The organism is Micrococcus sp. CS26, assembly GCF_055522295.1.
Genome location: NZ_JBVFVY010000036.1, coordinates 1 through 10203 on the forward strand (window position 1 = coordinate 1; position 10203 = coordinate 10203).

The 10203-nt window shown below is 72.9% G+C and carries 8 protein-coding genes; 6 read left to right on the forward strand and 2 right to left on the reverse strand.

All coding sequences use genetic code 11. The features are described from left to right. From ACZ1IK_RS10735 to ACZ1IK_RS10755, 5 genes are all read left to right on the forward strand, one after another. Positions 1 to 617 (forward strand): hypothetical protein (locus ACZ1IK_RS10735; RefSeq protein WP_465098503.1); only part of this gene is annotated, 617 nt, incomplete at its 5' end. Next, entirely contained in the window at positions 614 to 1750 is a 1137-nt protein-coding gene (locus ACZ1IK_RS10740) for a hypothetical protein (RefSeq protein ID WP_230277818.1), read from the forward strand. The genes ACZ1IK_RS10735 and ACZ1IK_RS10740, both read left to right, overlap by 4 nt. After that, the gene (locus ACZ1IK_RS10745) at positions 1750 to 2421 is read left to right on the forward strand and encodes an ABC transporter ATP-binding protein (RefSeq protein ID WP_144919010.1); all 672 of its coding nucleotides are present in this window, start codon (positions 1750 to 1752) and stop codon (positions 2419 to 2421) included. The genes ACZ1IK_RS10740 and ACZ1IK_RS10745 overlap by 1 nt, the downstream gene beginning before the upstream one ends. Positions 2422 to 2526: 105 nt before the next feature. Then, positions 2527 to 3276: a DNA-3-methyladenine glycosylase I gene (locus tag ACZ1IK_RS10750; RefSeq protein WP_036341391.1), complete on the forward strand. Its 750-nt coding sequence runs from the start codon at positions 2527 to 2529 to the stop codon at positions 3274 to 3276. Between the two features lie 63 nt (positions 3277 to 3339). Then, the gene (locus ACZ1IK_RS10755) at positions 3340 to 4755 is read left to right on the forward strand and encodes an NAD-dependent succinate-semialdehyde dehydrogenase (RefSeq protein WP_036341393.1); all 1416 of its coding nucleotides are present in this window, start codon (positions 3340 to 3342) and stop codon (positions 4753 to 4755) included. Between the two features lie 54 nt (positions 4756 to 4809). On the opposite strand, the gene ACZ1IK_RS10760 is transcribed toward ACZ1IK_RS10755, so the two are convergent. After that, positions 4810 to 5403, reverse strand: coding sequence for a 2'-5' RNA ligase family protein (locus ACZ1IK_RS10760; RefSeq protein ID WP_036341396.1), 594 nt, complete (start codon positions 5401 to 5403; stop codon positions 4810 to 4812). Continuing rightward, entirely contained in the window at positions 5400 to 7034 is a 1635-nt protein-coding gene (gene putP, locus ACZ1IK_RS10765; protein WP_098093186.1) for a sodium/proline symporter PutP, read from the reverse strand. The genes ACZ1IK_RS10760 and putP overlap by 4 nt, the downstream gene beginning before the upstream one ends. A gap of 108 nt (positions 7035 to 7142) precedes the next feature. On the opposite strand from putP, the gene hrpA reads away from it, so the two are divergent. Continuing rightward, the coding region (gene hrpA, locus ACZ1IK_RS10770) for an ATP-dependent RNA helicase HrpA (RefSeq protein ID WP_465098504.1) at positions 7143 to 10203 on the forward strand (3061 nt) is incomplete at its 3' end.

The following is a 10203-nucleotide window of genomic DNA, read 5'->3' on the forward strand; positions in this document are numbered from 1 at the left end:
CCTTTGCCGCACGTGCCGCTGCGGGCGAACTGAGCTGGCCGGACGTCGATCGGGTCGTCGTCCGAGACCTCTCCTCCGCGCCGGATCGCGCCACCGAAGCAGACCTCCTGGTCCCGTTCCTCTCCACCGACAGTTCGTCCCTTGCCGGCGTGATCGGCGGCTCACCGGCCCAGGTCGACGAGCTCGTCCAATCGCTGCGGCGGGCCGGTGTCGTCGTCGACGTCGTCCCGCTCCCGCCGCCGTGGGAGGCAGCGATGCGACGCAGTGTCCATGTGCCCCTGCTCGCCGTGATCGCCGGCTTCGCCCTGCTGGGCGCACAGGTCGTCTGGCGCACGACCCTGCGCAGTCGACTGCTCCCTGCCGTCACCTCGCACCGCCTCGTCGGTGCCTCCCCACTGCGAGCGGCCCGGCTCGGTGTCCGGCCCGCCATGGTCGCCTGGACGACCGCCGCCGCGAGTGCCGGCGGAGTCTGGCTCGTGGCATGGCCCCGGTGGGACGCGGAGATCGGTCTCACCGGCGACACCGCTCTCCTCTGGTCCGCCGTGCTCGTCGTGGACGCCATCCTCATCCTCGGCACGACCCTGTCCACCCTCTGGGTCCGAAGGGCACACGCATGACGGCAGCCATGCGGGCCGTTGCGGACGGCCTCCGCGACCTGTTCGACACGCCCGGACTGCTGTTCCTGTCCCTGCTGCACACGACCGTGGCGTCGGTCGTGTTCGGACTGGCCCTGGGCGTCGCCGGCGGAGTGACCACGGCGCTCGAGGTGCTCGAGGACGCCGAGTCGTCGGGCCTGGTGGCAACCAGGATCCTGGACCCCGCCGTCACGACCGACCTCCACCCCCGCGCCGTCGACACCGTCTCCCGGGCGTTCGCCGCCCATGTCGACGGAGTCGACCCCCGTGCCTTCCTCGTGACGGACGCCATCGGAATCGAGGACCCCCGGCTGCAGGGGGCGGTCATCGCCACGCCTGGTCTGGCCCGGGAGTTCGGCGCCGCTGCTGCCGTCAGTCCCGCCGAGGGTGTGTACTTCGCTCCCGCCGCGATCACCTCCGGGGCACCGGGCGGCACCGTGTACGTGGGGTCCACACCCCACAGCTATGCCGGCCCACTCCCCGGGGACGCGGCCGCGCCGCGGGCCGACGGATCCCTCTGGCCCCTGGGTGAGTCGCCCGTCATCGTCACCAGCACGACGACCATGGCCGGCCTGATCGAACCGGCCCAGCTCGCGGCGGTCTACGGTTCCGTCGTGGCACGCCAGGACGCGGCCTCCGAGGTGAGAGCGGCACTCGACGTCCTCGAGGACGAGACGGGCGTGGTCGCCGAGTTGGCCCCGATCGCCTCGGCCAGGTCTCCGATCGCCCGAGAAGCCCGCGGTGCCGCGCTCATGGTCACCGCCTACACCGCCGGGCTTGCCAGCGCCGTCGTGACGGTGGTGAGCCTCCTGACGACCGTGACCCGTCGACTCACGCCCACGTGGCTGGCGCACCTGACGGTCGGGGCGCCCAGACGACTGATCCGGCTCCGGATCGCCACATCCGTGGCCGCGGTATGGGGCATTCCGGCCGTGCTCGGATCGTTGCTCGGCCTCGGCATCGCCTCGGAAGCGGGCGGACTGCGTCCGGCGCCTGCCGTCGTCGTGGTCGGGCTGGCGGTCGTCTTGGCGATCGCCGCTGCGTGCACCCGTCATCCCCTCCGCCAGCTGCACCGGGCCGTCCGCACGGCGGCACTCGTCGAAGGGACCGTGTGATGTCCCTGCTCACCGTGCACGACGTGCACCGCTCCTACCGCGGCCCCGCCGGGGATGTCCCCGTGCTCCGAGGCGTCTCACTCCAGGTCCCCGAGGGCGGCGTCCACGCGATCATGGGACCCTCCGGGTCCGGCAAGTCCACCCTGCTGCGGCTCCTCGCCTGCCTTGACACACCGGACGCCGGCAGCATCCGTGTGGCTGGGCGGAGCCTGCCGGCACCGTGGTCGTCCGACGGCGACGCCTACCGGAACCGGACGTGCGGCATCGTGCTCCAGGACCATCTGCTCATCGATCGGGCGACCGCCATGGACAACGCGGCCCTGCCGCTGCTCTACGCGCGGCCGCGCACCTCGAAGCGGGAGCGCCGCAACATAGCCGCCGAGCTTCTGACGCGCCTCGGGCTCGGAGACCGTCTCCACCACCCCGTCGGCCGGCTCTCCGGCGGCGAGCGCCAGCGCGTGGCCATCGCCCGGGCCGTGATCATGGGGCCCTCCCTGCTGCTCGCCGACGAGCCGACGGGCGCCCTGGACGAGGAGCGCACCGACGAGGTGATGGGGCTCTTCCGCTCCATGTCCCAGCCGGAGCGGGCGATCGTGGTCGTCACGCACGACCCCGCCGTGGCGGCCCGGTGCGACCACACGTGGCGGCTGCGGGCCGGGCGGCTCGAGTGACGACGTCTGGCCGTGCCTCCTGCACAGGTGTCCGTAGACGGGGCTGCGTCCCCGGGCGTCGCGTTCCGGCTCCGGATGTCCGGGGCCGCTCCTAGGCTCGGGTGCATGAGCGCGCACCACGCCGACGACGGCCTCCCCGTCCCCGTCTCCACCCTCGCCGAGGACCCACCGGCGGGCGGGCGACAGGCGCCGCCGAGTGGCGTCGTCGTGGGTGAGGACGGGCGGGCCCGCCCGCCGTGGGCGGCACGGGATCCGCTGCTGCGGGAGTACTACGACACGGAGTGGGGCCTGCCCGTCACGGACGAGCGGGGCCTGTTCGAGCGCCTCGTGCTCGAGGCGTTCCAGTCGGGCCTGAGCTGGCGGACCGTCCTGGCCAAGCGGCCCCGGTTCTGGGAGGTGTTCGCGGGCTTCGACGCGGACGCCGTCGCGGCGTTCGGGGACGCGGAAGTCGAGGCGTTGCTGTCAGACCCCGGCATCATCCGGAACCGGCGCAAGATCGAGGCCGCGATCGCGAACGCGAGGGCCGTCGTCGGGATGCGCGACGAGCGGTTCGCCCCGCTGCACCCGGGCGCCCCCGGCGCGGGCCCGGCCTGGCACGGCGACGGCGACCGGCCGGCCCGCGGTCTGCCGGGGCTGGTCTGGGCGCACCAGCCTGCCGCGACCCCACGGCCGGAGACGGTGGCCCAGGTCCCCTCGACCTCGGACGAGTCGCGCGCGCTCGCGAGGGCGCTGAAGGCGCACGGCTGCCGATTCGTGGGGCCGACCACGTGCTTCGCCCTGCTGGAGGCCGCCGGGATCGTGGACACCCACCTTCTCGGCTCGTGGCGAAGAGGGGCGTCCGGGATCTGGGAGTGAGCGGGGGCCTCCGGCAGGATGGGGAGCTCAACGCAGGACGTCCACACGAAAGGGTGACGACTGATGACCACCACCTCCGCATCTCAGGGCTACCGCACGATCAACCCGGCCACCGGGGAGCTGCTGAAGTCCTTCGACAACGCCACGGACCAGCAGATCGCCGACGCCCTCGACGCCTCGCAGGCCGCGTACGAGCAGTGGTCCCGGAAGTCGGTGGCCGAGCGCGCCGCCGTCGTGAAGCGGATCTCCGAGCTGCTGGCCGAGCGCTCCAAGGACATCGCCGCGCTGATCACCACGGAGATGGGCAAGTCCCTCGGCGCGGCAGTCGGCGAGGTGCGCTACGGCGCCCAGATCTTCGGGTACTACGCGGACGAGGCCGAGGAGCTGCTCGCGGACCAGCGGATCAAGCAGTTCTCCGGGCAGGAGGCGTTCATCCAGCGGCTGCCGCTCGGCCCGCTGCTGGGGATCATGCCGTGGAACTTCCCGGTGTACCAGGTGGCCCGTTTCGTGGCGCCGAACCTCGTGCTCGGCAACACCATCCTGCTCAAGCACGCCGAGATCAACCCGCAGGTGGCGCAGCTGCTGGAAGAGCTCTTCACCGAGGCCGGGCTCCCGGAGGGCGTGTACCAGAACGTGTTCGCCACCCACGACCAGATCTCCACGATCATCGCCGATCCGCGCGTGCAGGGCGTGTCCCTCACCGGTTCGGAGCGGGCCGGCGCCACCGTCGCCGAGCAGGCCGGTCGGCACCTCAAGAAGGTTGTGCTCGAGCTCGGCGGCTCCGATCCGTACATCGTGCTCTCCGCGCCGGACGCCCGCGCCGCCGCCCGCGACGCACTGGCCACCCGGATGGGCAACTGGGGCCAGGCCTGCAACTCGAACAAGCGCATGATCGTCATGGAGGACATCTACGACGACTTCGTGGATGAGCTGGTCCAGCGCTCCTCGGCGATGAAGCCCGGCGACCCGACCTCGCGCGACGCCGACGTCTACGGCCCGCTGTCCTCCGAGTCCGCGGCCGACGGGCTCACCGAGCAGATCGCCGCGGCCAAGGAGGCCGGCGCCACCGTCCACGTGGGCGGCGAGCGCGTGTCCGGCCCCCAGGGCGAGGGCTTCTACGTCTCCCCGGCCGTGATCACGGACGTGGACCAGGAGAACCCCGCCTACACGCAGGAGCTGTTCGGCATGGCCTCCGTGGTCTACAAGGTGTCCTCGGCCGAGGAGGCCGTGGCCCTGGCCAACGACTCCCAGTACGGTCTCGGCGGCGCCGTGTTCTCCACGGACCTGGACGAGGCCAAGCGCGTGGCCGGCCAGCTCGAGGTGGGCATGGCGAACGTGAACCTCGCCTCCGCCGCCGGCGCGAACCTGCCCTTCGGCGGCGTGAAGCGCTCGGGCTTCGGCCGCGAGCTCGGCCCCATGGCCGTGGACGAGTTCGCCAACAAGCGCCTGTACGCGGTGCAGGGCCCCCTGGAGGGCTGACCCGGGGCCGGGTCGGCCGGGCGGGTCTCCCGCTCCGGCCGCCCCGTCGGCCTCTCAGCCGCGCAGCGGGACGGTCGCCAGCACCTCGTGCAGCGGCCCGCCGGACCGTCCCTCGCCGAGCCGGGACGCCACGACCTCGACCCCGTCGGCGGTCCACTGCGGACCGCGGTACACGGCGAGCGCGCGCACGGCCTCGGCCAGCAGGACGGTGGCCGGTGCCGGCGGACGGGGCTCGCCCCGCCTCCGACCCCGAGGTCGGGGCGCGGCGGCCGAGACCCGCGCCACGGTGAGGTGGGCACGCCGGCGGTCCCGGCCGTCGTCGTCGGCGAGCCAGGGCTCCGCCAGGAGCGCGCCGAGCTCCCGGACCTGCCCGCCCACCCCCACCCAGAGCGTGCGGTGGGAGAACTCCCCCGCTCCGGCCAGGTGCAGGTGCAGCGGGGCATGTCCCGCCGCGATGCGGCCGGCGTCGGCGACGACGTCGTCCACGGCGCCGGCGGGCACCTCCGGGTGGAACGCCAGCGTCAGGTGCCGCTGCTCCGGCTCGGTCCAGCGCAGCGCGCGTCCGGCCCGGTCCCGGACGCCGTCGAGGGCCGGCTCGAGGTGGTCGAGCACGGCCCTCGGCGGACGGATCGCGAGGAAGAGCCTCACGCCTGCGCGCGCGGATCCGCGGCGGATGCGGTCGAGCCCCCGGCGGCGTCGCGCGTCATGGCGGCCGGGGCCACGTCCGGGTCCGGCTCGCGGCCGGCCACGATGTCGATCGCGCCGGTGAACTCGGCGTCGATCCGCCGCTGCACCCGGCGCGAGCGCTGGGTCACGAGGGACACCACCACACCCACCACGAAGGCGGCGACGAAGCCCGGCAGCAGCTCGTACAGGCCGAACCACTCCCACGTCTCGGCACTGGCCTCGGACCACACCCAGGCGACGGCGGCGCCGGTGACCATGGCGGCCATCGCCCCCCACGAGGTGAACCGCGGCCAGTACAGGGCGAGCAGGATCACAGGGCCGAAGGCGGCGCCGAAGCCGGCCCACGCGAAGGAGACGAGCTCGAGCACGGAGGAGTCCGGGTTGAGGGCGAGCAGCCCCGCCACGAGCGCCACCACCAGCACGCCGATGCGGCCGAGCCACAGGGTGAACGTCGGGGAACCGGTGCGCCCGCGCAGCATGTAGAGGTCCTCCACCAGGGCGGAGGAGCACACGATCAGCTGCGAGGAGAGCGTGGACATGATCGCGGCGAGGACGGCGGCCAGCACCAGGCCGGCCACGAACGGGTGGAACATGATCGAGGCAAGCACCAGGAACACGGTCTCCGGGTCCTCGAGCGTGGTGCCGGGGTTGGCCTGGAAGTAGGCGATGCCCACGAGGGCCACCATCACGGCACCGAACACGGACAGCGCCATCCAGCCGATGCCGACGCGCCGGGCGACGGCCGCGTCGTGCGGGGTGCGCAGGGCCATGAAGCGGACGATGATGTGCGGCTGGCCGAAGTAGCCCAGGCCCCAGGCGAGGGAGGACAGGACGCCGATCAGCGTTGCGTTCTCGAACATCGAGAAGTGGTTCACTCCGCCGCCGGCGGCGTCGGCGGCGCGGATGCCCTCGACGACGGCGTCCCAGCCGCCCATGGTCAGGATCACGACGATGGGGACGGCCAGCAGGGAGAGGAACATGAGGATGCCCTGGGCCACGTCCGTCAGCGAGGCGCCGAGGAAGCCGCCGAACAGGGTGTAGAGCACCGTGATGCCCGCGACCACGAGCATGCCGGTGAGGTAGTTGATGCTGATGCCCTGGGCGTAGAAGGAGTCGGGGCCGAAGGTGGACTCGACGAACTTGCCGCCGGCCACCATGCCCGAGGACACGTAGAAGGTGAAGAACACGAGGATGATCAGGCCGGCCACGATCCGCAGGATGTGCGTGCGGTCCTTGAATCGGTTCTCGAGGAAGGACGGGATCGTGATCGAGTTCCCGGCCACCTCGGTGTAGGAGCGCAGGCGGGGGGCGACCACGCGCCAGTTCACCCACGCGCCCACGGTCAGGCCGACCGCCATCCAGCCCTCGACCAGGCCCGCGGCGTAGATCGCGCCGGGCAGGCCCATCAGGAGCCAGCCGGACATGTCGGACGCACCCGCGGAGAGCGCCGCGACGGACGGCTTCATGTCGCGTCCTGCGAGCATGTAGTCGTCGAGGTCGGTGTTCTTGCGGGAGGCGTACAGGCCGATCGCGATCATCGCGAGGAAATAGAGGCCGATCGCCGCCAACAGGAAGACGGTGTTCGTGTCCATGGGCTCCAGAGAATCACATCCGGACTCTCAGCCCCAGTCCCAGGTCCGTCCCAGATTCGCCCCGTCCGGGTCGGCCCGGGCCCCCGCGCGCCTAGGATGGAGGCCGTCATGACGCAGACTCCCCCGCCCTCCACGCCCGCCGCGCAGCCGTCGGCGACGCCCCACGACGCCGTCGCGATCACGTTCCCCGAACACCTGCCGGTGGCGGAGCGCCGTGAGGAGATCATGGCCGCGATCCGCGACCACCAGGTGGTGATCGTCGCGGGCGAGACCGGCTCGGGCAAGACCACGCAGCTGCCGAAGATGTGCCTGGCCCTCGGGCTCGGGGAGGCCGGCTCGATCGGCCACACCCAGCCCCGGCGCATCGCCGCCCGCTCCGTGGCCGAACGCATCGCGCAGGAGCTGGGCGAGGAGATCGGGCAGACGGTCGGCTACCAGGTCCGCTTCACGGCGCAGACCTCGAAGGCCACCCGGGTCAAGGTCATGACGGACGGCATCCTGCTGGCCGAGATCCCCCACGACCCGCAGCTGCGCCGCTACTCCGTGATCATCGTGGACGAGGCCCACGAGCGCAGCCTCAACATCGACTTCCTCCTGGGCTACCTGCGCAACCTGCTGCCCCAGCGCCCGGACCTGAAGGTGATCATCACCTCGGCCACCATCGACCCGGAGCGCTTCGCCCGGCACTTCGGCCGGCCGCTGGCCGCGGGCGAGGACCATGCGGACGCGGTGGAGGCCGACGACGGCGGCCGCGTGGTCCCGGCGCCGATCATCGAGGTCTCGGGGCGCACCTACCCCGTCGAGATCCGCTACCGGCCGCTGACCGACGAGCCCTCCCCCGACGACCCCGAGGACGATGCGGACGACGCCGCCGAGACCCGCGACCCCCTCGACGCGATCGGCGACGCCGTCCTCGAGCTGGCCGCCGAGCCGCCGGGTGACATCCTCGTGTTCCTGCCGGGCGAGCGGGAGATCCGCGAGGCCGCGGACCACCTGACCGGCGTCGTCGCCGGCACCACGCGCCTGGCCGGCACGGAGATCCTGCCGCTGTTCGGCCGCCTGTCCATGGCGGAGCAGCACCGCGTGTTCGGCCGCGCCGGGGCCGGGGTGCGCCGGCGGATCGTGCTGGCCACGAACGTCGCCGAGACCTCCCTGACCGTGCCGGGCATCAAGTACGTGATCGACACGGGCACCGCGCGCATCTCGCGGTACTCGCACCGCACCAAGGTGCAGCGCCTGCCGATCGAGCGTGTCTCCCAGGCCAGCGCGAACCAGCGCGCGGGCCGGTCCGGCCGCACCTCGGACGGCATCGCGATCCGCCTGTACTCGGAGGAGGACTACCTCTCCCGCCCCGAGTTCACGGACCCGGAGATCCTGCGCACCTCCCTGGCCTCGGTGATCCTGCAGATGCTGTCCCTCGGTGTGGCCCGCACCCCGGGCGACGTCAAGGAGTTCCCCTTCGTCCAGCCCCCGGACGGCCGACAGGTCACCGACGGCGCCACCACGCTCACCGAGCTCGGCGCGCTCGAGGCCGGCGGCGCCCGCGCCGGCACCATCACCCGGGTCGGACGCCGCCTGGCCCGTCTGCCCGTTGACCCGCGGCTGGGCCGCATGATCCTCGAGGCCGGTGAACGCGGCTGCGTCCGGGAGGTCATGGTGATCGCCGCGGCCCTGACCATCCAGGACCCCCGCGAGCGCCCCACGGAGCAGCGCGAGGCCGCGGACGAGCTGCACCGCCGGTTCGCGGACGAGAACTCGGACTTCTCCGCGATCCTGAACCTCTGGGCCTACCTGCACGAGCGGCAGAAGGAGCTCTCCGGCTCCCAGTTCCGGAAGCTGTGCCGCCGTGAGCACATCAACTGGCTGCGCGTGCAGGAGTGGCAGGACCTGGTGCGCCAGCTGCGCCAGCTCGCCAAGGACGTGGGCCTCACCGTCGAGGCCGGACCCGTGGACCCGGTGGGCCGGCACGAGGCGGTGCACAAGTCCCTGCTCACCGGCCTGCTCGCGCAGATCGGCGCCTACGACGAGCGCCGTCGCGAGTACGCGGGCGCCCGCGGCACCCGCTTCGCCGTGTTCCCCGGCTCCGCCCTGTTCAAGAAGCGCCACCCGTTCGTCATGGCCGCCGAGCTCGTGGAGACCTCACGGCTGTGGGCGCGCACGGTGGCCCGGATCGAGCCGGAGTGGGCCGAGGAGGTCGCCGGCCACCTCGTCAAGCGGGCCTACAACGAGCCGCACTGGTCGCGGCGGGCGGGCTCCGTCGTCGCGCGCGAGAAGGTGACGCTGTTCGGCGTCACCCTGATCCCGGACCGCTCGGTCCGGTACGGCCGCATCGACCCGGAGCTCTCCCGCGAGCTGTTCATCCGGCACGCCCTCGTGGAGGGCGACTGGCGCACGCGCCACCGGTTCTTCGCCCGCAACCGCGCCGCGCTCGAGGAGGTCGACGCCCTCGAGACGCGCCTGCGCCGCCGCGACCTGCGGATCGGGGACGAGGACCTGTTCGCCTTCTACGACGCGCGGATCCCGGGAAACGTCGTCTCCGAGCGGCACTTCGACGCGTGGTGGAAGAAGGCGCGCCAGGATCAGCCGGACCTGCTGGACCTCGACGTCGCCGCCCTGCTCACCGCCGACGCCGAGGACCTGGACACCGACGCGTTCCCCACCACGTTCACGTATCCGATGCCCGGCGGCGACGTGGAGCTCGACCTCGAGTACACGTACGACCCGACCGGCGCGGCCGGCACCGACGGCGTGACCGTGGCCGTGCCGATCCTGCTGCTCAACCAGGTCTCCCCCGGCCCCTTCGCGTGGCTGGTCCCCGGCCTGCGGGTCGAGCTCGTCACCGCCCTCATCAAGGCGTTGCCCAAGGCCGTGCGCAAGAACCTCGTGCCCGCCCCGGACGTGGCCCAGCAGCTCGTCGCGGACCTCGAGGCCCACGCCGACCCGCTGCGGGACGAGCTGCCGGACGCGCTGTCCGCGGCCGTGCGCCGGGTGCGCGGCGTGGTGGTGGAGCCCGGACTGTGGGCCCCGGACGCGGTGCCCCTGCACCTGCGGATGGACTACCGCGTCGTGGACGCCCGCGGCGCCGTGATGGGCGCCGGCCAGGACCTGCCCGCGCTGCAGGCCCGGCTCGCGCAGGCCAACCGCTCCGCGATCGCCGCCCGGCTCGCCG